We start from the raw sequence: 14,761 nt of genomic DNA, 5'->3' as shown, positions 1-14,761 counted from the left end.
TGACTGATACGCCTACAGAACTGGAAGGACCTCACGATGTATCTGGTGCGAATCGCGTTGCGCGATGTCCGTTCGATCAAGTCCCTGGACCTGGACTTCCATGCCAGTGTCGGCGGAACGCGTCGCTGGACTTTGCTACTTGGCGAAAACGGCTGCGGCAAAAGTTCGGTGCTGCGAGCGATTGCATTGCTGCTGGCAGGCAGCGATGCCCTTCCTGAACTGCTCGGCACCCCTGATTCATGGATCAGAAATGGCGCGAAGAAATGCCGTATTGAAGGAACGCTTGTTACCGCCAAGGGCGAAACCCGAGAGATAGCGCTGGAAATCAACCGTGGCGACGGAATCCGCAAGATTTTCGCCAACAACCATGCCTCGCTGGAAGCGCTGGATGCCGCGATTGCCAAAGCTGATCGCAACTACTTTGTCCTGGCTTACGGTGTTTCCCGTCGGCCACCGGTGACCAACATGCGCTCCACGTTCCCCGATGAACGCTCACGGGTACCACGGGCGCAAGGCATGGCGACCATGTTTTCGCCAGACGCCAGCCTGGTGTCACTTGAACAGTGGGTAATGGACCTCGATTACCGCAAAGGCCTGTCGTCGATGATGGGTGCGCTCAATGAGGCGCTGGACAAGCTTCTACCCGGCATGCAGTTCTCGCGCATTGACCGGGCCACGCGGCAGATCATTTTCAACACGGCAGATGGCGAAATACCACTCAACCAGCTTTCCGACGGTTACCAGAACATGGCCGCCTGGTGTGGCGATCTACTGTACCGGATTACCGAAACCTTTCCCGACCGCAAGAACCCGCTCGGCACGCGCGGGGTGCTGCTGATCGACGAAATCGATCTGCACCTGCATCCGGTATGGCGGCGTCATCTGGTCGAGTTTCTCTCCAGCACCCTGCCGAACTTCCAGTTCATCGCCACCACGCACTCGGCACTCACGGCACAGCAGAGCGGTGAAGGTGAACTCTATGTCATCCGAAGAGAAGGTTCAGCGGCAACACCTACCCTGGTCCCGTTCGTCGGCGAACCGCGCAAGATGATGCTTCATCAACTGCTGATGAGCCCCATGTTCGGTCTGGACTCGCTGGAATCAGTCGAAATCGAAAAGACTCGCAACGCAGTCAGAGAACTCAGCCTCAAAGACTCGCTCAACAAGCAGGAAGCCGCGCAGTTGAAAGCGCTGCAGAGCATCTTGAACGACGCCCCCGAATGGGACGTCATGCCGCACTATGCAAAAGAGCAAGCCGAGTTGATCCGCAGCCTCAAAACTTCATTGCTCAAGAACAAGCGCAAAACCAGGATATCGCCAAGCAAGCTCACAGCCATCACAAAAAACCTAGAGAGCGAGCCATGATCAAGGTTTCGCGCACTCGCTCCGCCGCAAAATTAAAGGGCTTCACCGGAACTCAACTGGAAACCAAACTCAACAACCTGGTGCAGTACTACCAGGACGATGGCCATACGGGAACGGTCAATTTCAGGCCCAAGAACCGCCAGGTCTGGGGCCGCGCCAAGCCGCAACTCAAGGTCGAGTCCTACAACAAGTGCATCTACTGTGAAGCGGACACTGCGGTGGTAGCGCATGGCGACGTCGAACACTTCCGACCCAAAAGCCAGTACTGGTGGCTGGCGTATTGCTACGACAACTACACGTTCAGTTGCCAAATCTGCAACCAGACCTATAAAGGCGATACGTTTCCGGTGCAGGGCCCAAGGCTCGCGCCGCCTGCAGTGCCGTTGACCCTGCCCACCGACGGCGCGGAGCTGAAATCCCTGTTGCAGACTATCTGCCCCGATCCAGTCACCACCACAGATGCTGCAGTGGCACGACTCTACGCTCAGGAAGACGCTGAACTCATCAACCCGTACGTCGCCGACCCTGAACAGCTCTTTGCCTGGAAAGCCATCCCGGAAACACGCGAAGTCTGGTTGGTCGCCGTAACCGGATCCAGTCAATCCGGCAGAGCGGTGAAAGCTGCAGAGGACGTGCTCGGGTTGAACCGCCAGGAATTGCTGCGCCTGCGGTGGAATGCCTACGAAACGCTGGAGACGCTGGTATTACTTTTTCAGGAAGGTGGCTTTACTGCCGAGCGCCAGCGTGATTTCTTGCTGCGCATACGAACCCAGGCCGGTGCAGACCGCCCTTTTGCCGGTATGACACGGTTCTTTCTGAAACGTTGGGGTTTGCTCTAGCCGCCCGGCAAAGGCATGCCAGCCATCGCATGTCGTTAACGCCGGGTCGCCCGGTCCCGTACCGGGCACTGGGCCCGGTGCAGGTTCAGCGCGGTGTTGATGATACCGATATGGCTGAACGCCTGCGGGAAGTTGCCGAGCATGCGCTGGCCGACCGGGTCGTACTGCTCGGCCAGCAGGCCGAGGTCGTTGCACAGGCCGGTCAGGCGTTGGTACAGGGCCTGGGCCTGGGCCTGGCGGCCCAGCAGCACATACACATCGGCCAGCCAGAACGAGCACACCAGGAAGGTGCCCTCGCCCGGCGTCAGGCCGTCACTGCAGCTGTCACTGTCGTAGCGCAGCAGCAGGCCATGCTTCAGCAGGCGCTGTTCGATCTGCTCCAGGGTGCGCAAAAAGCGCGGATCATCCACCGGCAGGAAGCCGGTCAGGGCAATCTGCAACAAGCTGGCGTCCATTTCGCTCGAGCCATAGGCCTGGACGAAATACTGGCCACTGGCATCCAGGCCCTGTTCACATACTTCGCGACGAATCTGTTCGGCCACCTGGCGATAATGCTGGCCACGCTCGCGGCCTTCCTCGGTAGTGTCGGCCAGCCCCGCGGCGCGGTCGAAGGCCACCCAGGCCATGACCTTGGAATGCACGAACTGCTGCCGGCCACCGCGCACTTCCCAGATGCCTTCGTCCGGCTCGCGCCAGATGCGCTCGAGGTAAGGCAGGATCAGCCGGGCGATGGCGGCGCTGCGCGGGTGGCGCGGCAAGCCGCCGTTGATGGCCTGGGCCATGGCATCGGCGAGTTCACCGTAGATATCGAGCTGGGTCTGCGTCGAGGCCGCATTGCCCACGCGCACGGGCTGCGAATGCTCGTAGCCGGCCAGCCACGGCAGGGTGTATTCCTGCAGGTCGCGCTCACCGGCCAGGCCATACATGATCTGCATCTGTTCGGGGTTGCCCGCCACCGAGCGCAGCAGCCATTCACGCCAGGCCTGGGCTTCGTCGAAGTAACCCAGGTTCATGAACGCCAGCAGGGTCATGGTGGCATCGCGCAGCCAGCAGAACCGATAGTCCCAGTTGCGTTCGTGACCGATGCGCTCGGGCAGCGATGTGGTGACCGCAGCGACGATGCCGCCGGTGGGGGCGTATGTCATGGCCTTGAGGGTCAGCAGCGAACGGCGCACCAGGGCACTGTAGGGGCCGACCTCGGGACAGCGGGCCGCGAAAGCCTGCCACTGGTCGATGGTGCCTTTCAGGGCATCGTCGATGTCGCAGTCCGGCTCCACCGGTAGGTGCGATGGCTGGTGACGCAGGCTGAACACCTGCCGCTGGCCCGCACCGACCCGGAAGCGGGCCACCGTATGGTGGTCACGCGCGTGCGGTGCCACTGTCGCCGCCAGGACCAGGCGATCAGGCCCGGCCACGGCGCTGAGCGTGAGCGGTGCCACACGCTCGACCCAGGGTACGCTGCGGCCATAATCGAAGCGCATGACCAGGTCCATCTCGAAGTTGGTTTCACCCGCCAGGCCCTCGACGATGCGCACCACCGAGTTGACCTCGCCCAATGGCATGAAGTCGAGCACCCGAGCCCGGCCGGTGGCCGTCACCCAGGTGGTCTCCAGCACCAGGGTGTCATCCAGGTAGCGACGGTTGCTGTGCTGCACCGGGTCGCTGGGGGCCAGGCGCCAACGGCCGTTTTCTTCGTTGCCCAGCAGGGCGGCGAAGACTGCCGGGGCGTCGAAGCGTGGCAGGCACAGCCAGTCGAGCGAACCATCGCGGCTGACCAGGGCGGCGCTGCGGCAGTTGCCCAGCAGGGCGTAGTCTTCGATGTGGGCAGGCATTGCGGCTCCTTCATTTGGTTGCCTGTGCCGGCCTCTGCGTGGGCTCGCCCGCTGGAAGACCGGCACAGGCCATACAAAAAAACTCACCCCAACCGGTGCCACTCGCGTTTGTCCCGCGCCAACAATTCATTGCCGGCCTCGGGCCCGTCTTCACCGGCCGGGTACTCATGCACCTCGCCGCCCTGGGCCCAGGCGTCGAGGAATGGCTGCACCGCCCGCCAGCCGTTCTCGATGTTGTCGGCGCGCTGGAACAGCGTCTGGTCACCGGTGAGGCAGTCATAGATCAACGTCTCGTAGCCGGTCGCCGGGGTCATCTTGAAGAAGTCCTTGTAGGCAAAGCCCAGTTCCACGTTCTCCATCACCAGCTCCGGCCCGGGGCGCTTGGCTTGCAGGTCGAACCACATGCCTTCGTTGGGCTGGATCTGGATTTTCAGGTAATTGGGCTTGGGCCGCTCCAGTTCCGACTCGCGGAACTGCGCATACGGCGCGGGCTTGAAGCAGATGGCGATTTCGGTATCGCGCACGCTCATGCGCTTGCCGGTGCGCAGGTAGAACGGCACCCCGGCCCAACGCCAGTTGTCGATCATCACCTTCAGTGCCACGTAGGTCTCGGTCTGGCTGTCGGGGGCGACGTTGGCCTCCTGGCGGTAACCGGGCAACTGCTTGCGCCCGTGCTTGCCGGCGCGGTACTGGCCGCGAACGGAATGCTTCAGGGCCATCTTCGTCGACCATGGGCGAATGGCACCGATCACCTTGGCCTTCTCGCTGCGCACGGCATCGGCGGCGAACGCCGCCGGGGGCTCCATGGCCACCATCGCCAGCAACTGGAACAGGTGGTTGGGCACCATGTCGCGCAGCGCCCCGGTACTGTCATAAAAAGCCCCGCGGGTCTCGACACCGACGGTTTCCGCGGCGGTGATCTGCACGTGGTCGATGTAATGGTTGTTCCAGAACGACTCGAACAGGCCGTTGGAGAAACGGCTGACCAGGATGTTCTGCACCGTCTCCTTGCCCAGGTAATGGTCGATGCGGTAGATCTGCCGCTCGCCCATCACTTTCAACAGGCAGGCATTGAGCGCCTCGGCGCTGGCCAGGTCGGTGCCGAAGGGCTTCTCCACCACCACGCGGCGAAAGCCACCGGCGGATTCGTCGAGCAAGCCGGCCTGCCCCAGACGCAGGGCGACCTCCGGGAAGAACCGCGGCGAAGTCGCCAGGTAGAAGATGGCGTTGCCATGGCTGGTCTTGTCGATGCGCCTGGCGAGGGCCTGGTAGGTGGCCGGGTCGAGGAAGTCACCGGTCTGGTAGTCCAGGCGCCTGGCCAAACGCGCCCAGAGTTTCTCGTCCAGGCTTTTGCTGCTGCCCTCACCGCCTTTATTGCGCTCGACCATGAACGCATGCAGGCGCTCGGCGAACTCCTCGGCAGTGGCCGGGTTGTGGTCGACGCCGACGATGCGCAGGTTGCGGTCCAGCAGGCCGTCGCGGCTGAGGTTGTACAGCGCCGGCATCAGCAGGCGCTTGACCAGGTCGCCATTGGCGCCGAACAGGAACAGGGTACAGGGTGGAGCGGCAGGAATGTGCTGTCTGGTCATTCGCCTTTCTTCTCGATGTGGCCGCCGAAGCCCAGGCGCATGGCCGAGAGGATCTTGTCACCGTAGGTGCCCTGCTGCTGGCGCGAGCGGAAGCGGGCGAACAGGGCGCTGGACAACACTGGTACCGGCACTGCCTGCTCGACCGCGGCATCGATGGTCCAGCGGCCTTCACCGCTGTCCGACACCGAGCCACTGAACTGCGCCAGTTGAGGGTCGGCCACCAGGGCATCGGCGGTCAGGTCGAGCAACCACGAGGTGACTACGCTGCCACGCCGCCACACTTCGGCGATTTCGGCCACGTCCAGGTCAAAGCGCTGGTCCTCGGGCAGTTCGTTGCCACCCTTGCTGCGCAGCAGGTCGAAGCCTTCGGCATAGGCTTGCATCAAGCCGTACTCGATACCGTTGTGCACCATTTTCACGTAGTGCCCGGCGCCGGCTGGGCCGGCATGGATGTAGCCGTGCTCGGCGCGCTGGTACTCGCCGCTGCGGCCATGGGTACGCGGGATGTCGCCCACGCCCGGAGCCAGTGCCTTGAACAGCGGCTCCAGGCGCTCGAACACGTCCTTTTCGCCACCGATCATCATGCAGTAGCCACGCTCCAGGCCCCACACACCGCCGGAGGTGCCCACGTCCAGGTAGTGCAGCCCGCGCTTGGCCAGCTCGCCCGCCCGGCGCATATCGTCCTTGTAGAAGGTATTGCCGCCGTCGATGATCGCATCGCCCGGCTCCAGCAGCTCGGCCAGCTGCGCGATGGTCTGCTCGGTGGGCTCGCCGGCCGGCAGCATCACCCACACTGCACGCGGTGCCTTGAGCTTCTGCACCAGCGCCCCGAGGTCGTGCGCCCCTTGGGCACCCTCGCCCTCCAAGGTGCTGATGGCTTCACGGCTGCGGTCGTGCACCACGGTACGGTGGCCGGCGCGCATCAGGCGCCTTGCGATATTGCCGCCCATGCGGCCCAGCCCGATGATTCCCAGTTGCATGAGCCGATGCTCCCCTTGCGAATTGAATGACAACACAGTGCAGCCTTCAGGTTAGTCCAGCGAACCGCTCGTGGGTTCAGCGACGAACGGCGCGACCACGATAAACAAAAAAGTTCCCAAGACCTGCAAAAGAATTCAGAATGCGCCCCGCGTGAAGCGTCTACGCTTTAACTTGTCACCAGCCAAAACCGCGAGGTGTGCTCATGGGTACCTTGATGCCTGCTACTCCAACCCAGACCCTCTATGTCTCCGTGCGCCGTGATGAGCTGCGTAAACTGAAGGAAGAACGTGACCAGCTGCGTCAGCAGGTCGCCCAACTGAACCTGCTGCTGGCACAGGCACGCACTGACGGCGACGCCGTCAGCCTCTGATAATGTCCCCTTCCCGGTGGGAGCTGAACCGCTCCCACAGCGCTTAATCAAGCAGCCAGCTGTTATCGCCATTTTCCAGTACGCCGCCATGACTGGTGGTGTCGCCGACCCTGGCAAACGGCTGCCCGTCATCCATCATCAGTGCCGAGCCGCTGGTGATCAGCGCCCCACACCCGAGCCGGTCGCCAACCCTGGCTGCGGCCCTGCCGTTGACGAAGAACAGGCTGGAACCGCTGCTGACGCTGGTCGGGCCGCACAGCGGGCAGTGGTGAGCGTGGCCTAGCAGAACGATGGCAGGCATTGTTGCGACTCCTTGCTCATATGACGCGCCGGGCACCGGTGCCGGCGGCCTCAATCAGAACGTTCTCGACAGCCGCCAGTGCACGACCTGGCCATCGATTTCGGGGAAAGGTACCTGGTGCATGAACACCTGCTCACCCAGCGCACGTTCGACGCAGGTGTAGTGGCCGGGCCACGGGCAAGGGGTACCGGATGGCCAGCCGGGGGCATCCTCGCGCCTGGCGGTTTCCGGGTCGCGGAACTGCTTGCCCAGCCGCCGGTAATGGGCCCGGTCGACAAGTGCCTTCGGGTAGAACTGCGGCGCGCTTTGCAGGGCATCGCCTTGCACCGACCATAAAAACGCCACCAGCGCCGCTTCGAATGCCCAATAGCCCAGGTGGTCACCGCGTGCCCGCGCGTGGCGCTCGTGCCAGTAACAGCCGTGCGCCTCGGCGTACCACTGGCCGAGGTAGCGCATGAGCGCGTCCTGCTGCGCGGGGCCACGTAGATCGAGGCTGTCCAGCAACGTGGCGTAGGGCTCGGGGTGAAGCAACGAGGTGCCTGGATATGCCTTGCCCAGGCGCTGGAACAGCCGATGCAGCAGCAGGTCGGGGCTGCGCTCGTCGGCCTGGTTCAGCCAGTCCAGCAGTTGGCCGACCCGCTCGGGGTAACCGCACAGCACCGCCAGCGACAGCAGCCACAGGGCAAGCCGGTAGTCGTCCGCCACCCACGGGCGCAATTGCTCGCTGGCTGCCGGGTACGCGGAAAAATGCCGGGCGAACTGGGCGAACGCGTAATCGACATAGGCCTCCACCAGTTCCATCGGCTCGCCACCGGAGTAACGCTGGATGGCCAGCTCCAAAGCCATGTGCGCCCAGTCGCGGCTAAGCCCCCGGTAGTGGTGCCTGTGCTCGGCGGGGCCGGCCAGCAAGGCCTGGGTGTCCGGGTCGGCGAATTCCTGTTCCTTTTCATGGGTCGAGGCCCGATAGTGCTGCTCGACCATCCACGGGTCGCGCTTGATGCTGTCAAAGTGGCCCATTGGTCCTCCTCCACGCTAATTCAGGCGAGCCGAACGCTGCCGGGCGTGATCGACCAAGTCTCTTGGGTAATACGGCAAATCGCGGTAAGGCGTATCGTCGATATCCCATAACAACGTGACCAAACCGGCCTCGAAGGCCCAGTAGCCGAAAAAGCCGGCATCGCTTCGGGCTTTGTGGCGATCATGCCAATAGCAATTGCGCATGCCTCGGTACCATTTCTTCAGATAGCTGCGCATGGCCTGCTGCTGTTCAACCTGTTCGCCGTTCAAGGCTTGCAGCAAGTCTGCGTAGGGGCGCGGGTGGATCAACGCCTGACCGGGCTGATTGATGCCAACCCGGGTGAACAGCTGGCGGATCAGCAGGTCTTGACCGTGATCCGGGTCGTCACTGATGTAACCGGCGATCTGCTCAATGCGTTCAGGCATATCCAACAGTACTGCGAGGGACAGCAGCCAAAGTATGAACTGGTAGGCGTCGGGCTCCCACAGTTTCAGCGAAAAGTCCGGATAGGCCTGTTTATGACGCTGAAATTGGGAAAACATATGCTCGACATAGGGGCGTAGCAAGGCAATGGCTTCTCCTGCCGAATAGAGACCCATCAACAACTGCAACGAACCGAAGCACCAAGTCCAACTCAGCCCCTCAACATTCACATAGTCCGGCCGCTCAACCGAAAGAAAAGTCTCAGCTTGTCGCTCAAAATAAAATTCCTTCCAGAAAGACAGACTATCCTTAAACGCCTCCTCTTGAAGCAACGGCTCACGTTTTATTTCATCAAACTTTTTCATTTTCAAACCCTAAAGCAGCACTTCGCCTACCACTTGCGCATTTTTTATCAAGCCTATTTTTGAGAGACCTGGAAGTATCCGTGCGTCACTCATCTGCCTGGCACTCGGATATTCCTCACTCCCCTTCGTAACTGGTAAATTAACCGGCAAAACTATGCTAACCAAGCCGAGTCGGTCGCTGTCGGGCGTAATCGACCAGATCTTTGGGGTAATAGGGCAAGTCGCGGTAAGGCGTATCGTCGATATCCCATAACAACGTGAACCGGCCTCGAAGGCCCAGTAGCCGAAAAAGCCGGCATCGCTTCGGGCTTTGTGGCGATCATGCCAATAGCAATTGCGCATGCCTCGGTACCATTTCTTCAGATAGCTGCGCATGGCCTGCTGCTGTTCGGCCTGTTCGCCGTTCAAGGCTTGCAGCAAGTCTGCGTAGGGGCTTGGGTGGATCAGTGCCTGACCGGGCAGGTTGATGCCGACTCGGGTAAACAGTTGGTGAGTCAGCAAGTCTTGACCATGATCCGGGTCGTCACTGATGTAACCGGCGATCTGCTCGATGCGTTCAGGCATATCCAACAGCACTGCGAGGGACAGCAGCCAAAGTACGAACTGGTAGGCGTCGGGCTCCCATAGCTTCAAAGAGAAAACGGGATAAGAGCATTTGTGACGCTGGAACTGGTTGAACATGTGCTCCGCGTAGAATTCAAGCGACTTGACGGGCTCACCACCTGAATAAAGAGCCACAAGCAAATGCACAGTTTGCCAGCACCACCTCCAGCTCAACATCTTAACGTTTACATATTCGGGACGCTTAATTTTAATAAAAGGATCAGCCTGTCGTTCGACATATTTTTCCTTCCAAAAAGAAACACTATCTAGATAAGCTGCTTCTTGCAGCAATGGTTCACGCTTACACTGATCGAATCGACACATCTTTCACACCCACTGGACTCAGGCGGCCACGCTCACCTGCAAAAAAGGCGACTTGGTCAGATCAGCCCTTATAGGCCCTTTACCAAGCGCCAGGTCAAGATACGTCCCTCGTCAGCGGGCATTTCAACGCCTTGCATAAATGTTTGAGGCCCCACGACCCAATCGTCGCAGACCCACACACCAGTCCGAGGACAAACCTCTCCTGATTTGGCAATCGCATCCGAATACGTCACTTGAAGACTGCGAGGGAAAACTTGAAGAACATTACATTCACGCGCATAGTCAACCAAATCTTTAGGATAGTAAGGAAGATCTCTGTAGGGCGTGTCGTCCACGTCCCAGAGCACAGTGACCAATCCAGCCTCAAATGCCCAGTAGCCAAAGAACCCGGCATCACTTCGGGCTTTGTGCCGATCATGCCAATAGCAGTTGCGCATGCCCCGATACCACTGTTTGAGGTAACTACGCAGGGCCTGTTGCTGCTCATCATTCTCAGCATTTATAGCGTTGAGCATTTCATTATATGGGCGCTCATGGATCAACGTGTTCCCGGGAATAGTCACTCCAACACGGGAAAACAGCTGTCGCAGCAGGATGTCTTCACCGTCATCTGGATCCTCACTCAAATAACTTGCGACTTGCTTGATACGCCCGGGCTTATTGAACAGCACTGCAAACGATAAAAGCCACAGTGTAAATTGATAAGCATCAGGCTCCCACAGCTTCAAGCTGAAATTCGGATATGCCTGCTTATGACGTTGAAACTGGGAAAACATATGATCAACATAAAACTCAAGAGACTCGACGGGCTCTCCTCCCGAATACAACGCGATGAGCAACTCTGTAGTTTCGTAGCACCAACTCCAACTCAGCATTTCAACATTTACGTATTCAGGGCGCTCTATTTTCAAAAAAGGCTCAGCCTGGAGTTCGACATAGTATTCCTTCCAAAACTGCACACCACCCAAATAAGCAGCCTCTTTTAAAAGCGGTTCACGCTTGACTCGATCAAACTGATTCATCACTCACCCCTACTGGATCACATCACCAACAAATTTAGCATTTTCGTCGAGCTTCATTATTTTGGTTACAACGCCACTTTCATCCACGATCATTAGCCAACGTTCATAACCAGCTAATAAGATATCTCGTCCCTGTTTATCCCCTAAGTCTGACTTAAGCCTCGGCATAATCCATGCATCACTCATTTGCCTGGCACTAGGAAACCCCTTACTTCCCCTCGTAACCGGCAAACTCCCCGGCGAAAACACGCCCCCCGTTCGATACTTGGTCTCGGTAATAATGAACGGCGGTGGCGGATGGGCATTACGATAGACACCATCCAGTCCGCGCCCGGTGGGTTTCATTTCCAGGCTGCGCGGCCCCCGCGCCGCCGACAACAGGTTTTCGTGGCCCTTGCCGAGCATGTACTGATCACTGACCACTTCCCCGTAAATACCCTTCTGCGTCCGGGTCGCCGTCGCGTGCTCGAACGTGTGCACATTGGCGCCATGCGCAGCGACTGACGGTGACGTGGGCACCGGCGGGCCGAGCACACCTTCGGGGCGCTCCAGGTAACGCGGGCGCATGCCAATGCCAGACGTCACCCGCCCACCACTCATGGCCATGGGCACCGGCTTTGCTGCATGCACCCCGGCATGCGCCACCTGCGCGGGCAGGTCGCTGGCCTGTTCCAGTACCTTGGCCAACCTGGCATCGAGCTGCATCAGCGCATGCGGGATTTCCCGCACGGCATGCACCTGCACCGCGTAGAACTGCGCTTCCATCGCCTGCAGCCGCACCAACAGGCGCGAGGCCGCCTGGTTCAACGGCCAGTTGCCGAGGTAGCTGCGCAGCTTTGCCGTCGCCGCGATGACCTTGGCCAGAAACTGATCCAGGTAGGCCAGCAGGTCCTTTTCATAGCTGGCGAACCGGACCTGGCGCAGCCAGAACTCCACGCTGCCGCGGGTGAACTTGCCGAGAAACGCAACCACGGCCTGCAAGATGACCTGGCTTTCACGAATCAACAGCAGGCACAACCCACGCAGAAACGCCGCCGCCTCCTGCCCAACCAGTGCACCTGCCACCGAGCCCACCGCGGTGCCCGCCGCCCCAACCACGGCGCCGATGATCGGTGCGATCAAGGTGATCAGGCAGGCCACCAGCAACACCCACTCCTGCCATTCCGGCGGCTGCGCCGCTGCCTGGCTGCCATCCGCCGTGTAGCGCCGGCCCAGGCGCAGGCACACCGCAGCGAGGTCACGGGCGCTGAGCACGATCACCACCCCCGGCACCAGGGACAGCAGCATGTCGGCAATGACCACGCTCAGTGGCCGCTCCTCGGCAAACTCGCCAAGCACCAGGTCGCGCAGCCAGGCAAAGCCGCCGGCCACTTTGTCGACCGCTTCATCCAGCCAGTCCGCTGTCGAACTCATGCCTGGCCACCTGCCGGGGGGCAGCCGGCAAGCAAAGCCTGCAAGGCAGCATCCAGCTCGGTCGCGGTGGTCAGTTGCAGCGGGCCTGGGCCCACCTCATACCGCACCTGGGCGCTGCAGCCAGGGGTGACCCCGGCCAGGCGGGCATAGCCGTTCTGGTCGACCACGCCCTGGCGCTGGGTGCCATCGGACAAGCTCGCCACATAGGCCGCGCCGGCGATCGGCGTGCCGTCGGCGTGCACCAGGCGAAACTCGATATCTTCCTGTGCGGGGGCAGGCGGCTCACCGTAGCGTGCCGGCGCCTTGACCTGGGCGATGGCATGCAGCAGCAGTGGCTCGGGGCAGCCGATTTCGATGCGGCCGTCAGCCAGCTTGATAAAGGCCCCGCCGCAGCTCAGGGTCAGCGACGTGCGGCTGTCGATATGCACGTGGCCGCGATGGCTGGTGATCGACACGTCGTCCTGGCTGTCGACCCGCAATTGCCCGCCAACCTGCACGCGCTTGTCCAGCGCCACCTGTTCGCTGGCCTCGAGGCCGACGCTCACGCTCAGCGCGCCCCCCACCGCCAGCACCTTGCCCAGGCCAACGCTTTCGATCTTGCCAAGGGCGACCGTCTCGCTTTTGCTGGCGCCCACCTTGACGCTGCGGTTGCCGCCTATGTGCACCACTTCGTCATGCTCGACGCGCTCGCTACGGTCATTGCCGATCAGCGTGGTTTCGTTGTGCTTGACGACGTTGTTCTGGTCACGCTCGGCATGAATGAATACTTCCTGCCGCCCCAGTTCATCTTCGAAGCGCAGCTCGTTGAAGCCAGTGCCTTTATGGGTCTGGCTCTTGATGGTCATGCGGGTCTTGTGTTGTGGCAGGTCGTACGGCGGCAGCTGGTCACCGCAGTAGGTGCGCCCGGTGAGGATCGGCTGGTCGGGGTCACCATTGACGTACTGGACAATCACATCCTGGCCAATACGCGGGATGGCCATCGAACCCCAGCTGCCACCGGCCCAGCCTTGCGACACCCGCACCCAGCAGGAGCTGAACGCGTTGCCTTCGCTCTCCCGGTCCCAGGGGAAGCTGACCTTGACCCGGCCCCATTCGTCGCAGTAGATCTCCTCGCCCGGCGGGCCGACCACCGTGGCCATGTGCGGGCCATCGATGCGCGGCTTGGCCACGGGTGCCGGGCGCCACTCGGCCATGCCCTGCACCAGCAGCGCATCGTTCACATAGTGGGTGCCTTGTTCGGCGCCGGCGGCCTGTTCCTGCAGGCTGGTGAGCTGGGTCCCCTGATGACACAGGCTGACCACGCGCCAGTGCACATTGAGGTCTTGCCGTGGGTGGCCGACCAGGGTGAAGCTCAGGCCTGGTTGCAGGCGCACGTCATCGCCCTGCACTTCGGCCAGGCAGGCATCGTGGCGCAACCCCGTCAGCCGTGTTTCGGTGAAGGGCTTGCCCACTGCATCGCGCTTGTAGCGCCCCGGGTAATCGAAGCGTTCGTAGTCCAGGGACTGGTGCGTGACGTCACTGGCCTGCGCCCGGTGCTCCTGGCGATAGGCCGGGTGGGTGAAGGTGTAGTCGCGCTGCACCTGTCGCGCCGTGCGCACCTGCTCGCAGTAGCGCAAGCGCCGCAGGCAGGCGCGGGCCTGGTCGCCACCACTGTCAGCGTGGTACGGCACCTGATCGGCGCCGACATCGGCCTCGTCCAGGCAAAGTGCCTCGTCGTCTTCGCGCTTGAGCGCGCCGCGGCTGAGCAGCCCGAACGAAAGCAGGCGGTCGGTGACGATCAGCGTGTGCTGCCTGGCGCAGTGGGCGAAGCGGTAGACAAAGCCTTCTTCAGCGGCCAGACGATGGATGAAGTCCAGGTCGGTCTCCCCCGCCTGGACACAGAACTCCCGTACCTGGTGCTCGGCGCAGCTGTTCAGTTCGAAGCGGTTGATACCTTGGCGCTTGAACATCAGTTCAAGAATCTGCGGCACGGTTTTCTGCTGGAAGATGCGCCAGTTCGAACGCAACCGGGCACGTGCCAGCTGCGGTTCGACCACAGCGTGGTAGCGCGTGCGAGAAAAGCTGGTTTCGCCCTGGCTGAAGGCGCTGACCAGGCCATGTACGTGACGCACCGGCCGGTCGACGGAATAAAGGGTGAACAGCGCCGGCTTGTCGAGCAGGTGGCCGAAGTCGATATCGTTTTCGTAGCTGACAAGTTCCAGGTTCAGCACAAATGGCTGGCTGAGGGTCTCCTCCAGCTTGAATGAAACCACTTCGAATTCCGTGCGCGCGGCGAGCGCCTGAAAACCGAAGCGTAAGTCAGACTGTTTCATGAGT

The 14,761-nt window shown here is 61.2% G+C and carries 13 protein-coding genes; 3 read left to right on the top strand and 10 right to left on the bottom strand.

The window, feature by feature from the left end:
* Positions 1-36: 36 nt before the first annotated feature.
* Together ACVWZT_RS17865 and ACVWZT_RS17860 are read left to right on the top strand one after the other, a co-directional pair.
* Entirely contained in the window at positions 37-1,365 is a 1,329-nt protein-coding gene (locus ACVWZT_RS17865) for an AAA family ATPase (protein WP_457470526.1), read from the top strand.
* Positions 1,362-2,204, top strand: coding sequence for a hypothetical protein (locus tag ACVWZT_RS17860; RefSeq protein WP_457470524.1), 843 nt, complete (start codon positions 1,362-1,364; stop codon positions 2,202-2,204). The genes ACVWZT_RS17865 and ACVWZT_RS17860 overlap by 4 nt, the downstream gene beginning before the upstream one ends.
* Positions 2,205-2,239: 35 nt before the next feature.
* Here ACVWZT_RS17860 and ACVWZT_RS17855 read toward each other — a convergent pair whose 3' ends face one another.
* From ACVWZT_RS17855 to gnd, 3 genes are all read right to left on the bottom strand, one after another.
* Complete coding sequence (locus ACVWZT_RS17855) at positions 2,240-4,036, bottom strand: glycoside hydrolase family 15 protein (protein ID WP_296229700.1); 1,797 nt, start codon at positions 4,034-4,036, stop codon at positions 2,240-2,242.
* A gap of 83 nt (positions 4,037-4,119) precedes the next feature.
* The gene (gene zwf / locus ACVWZT_RS17850; RefSeq protein ID WP_296229699.1) at positions 4,120-5,625 is read right to left on the bottom strand and encodes a glucose-6-phosphate dehydrogenase; all 1,506 of its coding nucleotides are present in this window, start codon (positions 5,623-5,625) and stop codon (positions 4,120-4,122) included.
* Positions 5,622-6,605 (bottom strand): phosphogluconate dehydrogenase (NAD(+)-dependent, decarboxylating), encoded by a 984-nt coding sequence (gene gnd / locus ACVWZT_RS17845; protein WP_296229698.1) that lies wholly within the window; start codon positions 6,603-6,605, stop codon positions 5,622-5,624. Before gnd ends, zwf begins: the two co-directional genes overlap by 4 nt.
* Before the next feature lie 203 nt (positions 6,606-6,808).
* Here gnd and ACVWZT_RS17840 point away from each other — a divergent pair, with 203 nt between their 5' ends.
* Positions 6,809-6,976 (top strand): DUF6026 family protein, encoded by a 168-nt coding sequence (locus ACVWZT_RS17840; protein WP_186674681.1) that lies wholly within the window; start codon positions 6,809-6,811, stop codon positions 6,974-6,976.
* 43 nt (positions 6,977-7,019) lie between these two features.
* Here the strand turns inward: ACVWZT_RS17840 and ACVWZT_RS17835 are convergent, their stop codons facing one another.
* From ACVWZT_RS17835 to tssI, 7 genes are all read right to left on the bottom strand, one after another.
* On the bottom strand, positions 7,020-7,313 hold the full coding sequence (locus ACVWZT_RS17835) for a PAAR domain-containing protein (RefSeq protein WP_457470522.1): 294 nt from the start codon (positions 7,311-7,313) through the stop codon (positions 7,020-7,022).
* 18 nt (positions 7,314-7,331) lie between these two features.
* Entirely contained in the window at positions 7,332-8,294 is a 963-nt protein-coding gene (locus tag ACVWZT_RS17830; protein ID WP_457470521.1) for a PoNi-like cognate immunity protein, read from the bottom strand.
* 15 nt (positions 8,295-8,309) lie between these two features.
* The gene (locus ACVWZT_RS17825) at positions 8,310-9,083 is read right to left on the bottom strand and encodes a PoNe immunity protein domain-containing protein (RefSeq protein WP_457470519.1); all 774 of its coding nucleotides are present in this window, start codon (positions 9,081-9,083) and stop codon (positions 8,310-8,312) included.
* Positions 9,084-9,092: 9 nt separating this feature from the next.
* Entirely contained in the window at positions 9,093-10,010 is a 918-nt protein-coding gene (locus tag ACVWZT_RS17820) for a PoNe immunity protein domain-containing protein (protein ID WP_457470518.1), read from the bottom strand.
* A gap of 68 nt (positions 10,011-10,078) precedes the next feature.
* Entirely contained in the window at positions 10,079-11,032 is a 954-nt protein-coding gene (locus ACVWZT_RS17815; protein WP_457470517.1) for a PoNe immunity protein domain-containing protein, read from the bottom strand.
* Between the two features lie 9 nt (positions 11,033-11,041).
* Positions 11,042-12,445 (bottom strand): hypothetical protein, encoded by a 1,404-nt coding sequence (locus ACVWZT_RS17810; RefSeq protein ID WP_457470515.1) that lies wholly within the window; start codon positions 12,443-12,445, stop codon positions 11,042-11,044.
* A complete protein-coding gene (tssI, locus tag ACVWZT_RS17805; RefSeq protein ID WP_457470513.1) occupies positions 12,442-14,757 on the bottom strand; it encodes a type VI secretion system tip protein TssI/VgrG in 2,316 nt (771 codons plus the stop codon). The genes ACVWZT_RS17810 and tssI overlap by 4 nt, the downstream gene beginning before the upstream one ends.
* Between the last annotated feature and the right edge of the window lie 4 nt (positions 14,758-14,761).

This window comes from Pseudomonas sp. TE21394 (assembly GCF_054057835.1).
The sequence above is the reverse complement of the archived record's forward strand: the minus strand, read 5'-3'. Positions and strand labels throughout refer to the sequence as shown.

Excerpts from the sequence above, each read along its gene's own strand:
- ACVWZT_RS17825 (WP_457470519.1), bottom strand. The coding sequence starts at position 9,083 with ATGAAAAAGTTTGATGAAATAAAACGTGAGCCGTTGCTTCAAGAGGAG.
- ACVWZT_RS17855 (WP_296229700.1), bottom strand. The coding sequence starts at position 4,036 with ATGCCTGCCCACATCGAAGACTACGCCCTGCTGGGCAACTGCCGCAGC.
- ACVWZT_RS17840 (WP_186674681.1), top strand. The coding sequence starts at position 6,809 with ATGGGTACCTTGATGCCTGCTACTCCAACCCAGACCCTCTATGTCTCC.
- zwf (WP_296229699.1), bottom strand. The coding sequence starts at position 5,625 with ATGACCAGACAGCACATTCCTGCCGCTCCACCCTGTACCCTGTTCCTG.
- gnd (WP_296229698.1), bottom strand. The coding sequence starts at position 6,605 with ATGCAACTGGGAATCATCGGGCTGGGCCGCATGGGCGGCAATATCGCA.
- ACVWZT_RS17860 (WP_457470524.1), top strand. The coding sequence starts at position 1,362 with ATGATCAAGGTTTCGCGCACTCGCTCCGCCGCAAAATTAAAGGGCTTC.
- tssI (WP_457470513.1), bottom strand. The coding sequence starts at position 14,757 with ATGAAACAGTCTGACTTACGCTTCGGTTTTCAGGCGCTCGCCGCGCGC.
- ACVWZT_RS17865 (WP_457470526.1), top strand. The coding sequence starts at position 37 with ATGTATCTGGTGCGAATCGCGTTGCGCGATGTCCGTTCGATCAAGTCC.
- ACVWZT_RS17820 (WP_457470518.1), bottom strand. The coding sequence starts at position 10,010 with ATGTGTCGATTCGATCAGTGTAAGCGTGAACCATTGCTGCAAGAAGCA.
- ACVWZT_RS17810 (WP_457470515.1), bottom strand. The coding sequence starts at position 12,445 with ATGAGTTCGACAGCGGACTGGCTGGATGAAGCGGTCGACAAAGTGGCC.
- ACVWZT_RS17815 (WP_457470517.1), bottom strand. The coding sequence starts at position 11,032 with ATGAATCAGTTTGATCGAGTCAAGCGTGAACCGCTTTTAAAAGAGGCT.
- ACVWZT_RS17830 (WP_457470521.1), bottom strand. The coding sequence starts at position 8,294 with ATGGGCCACTTTGACAGCATCAAGCGCGACCCGTGGATGGTCGAGCAG.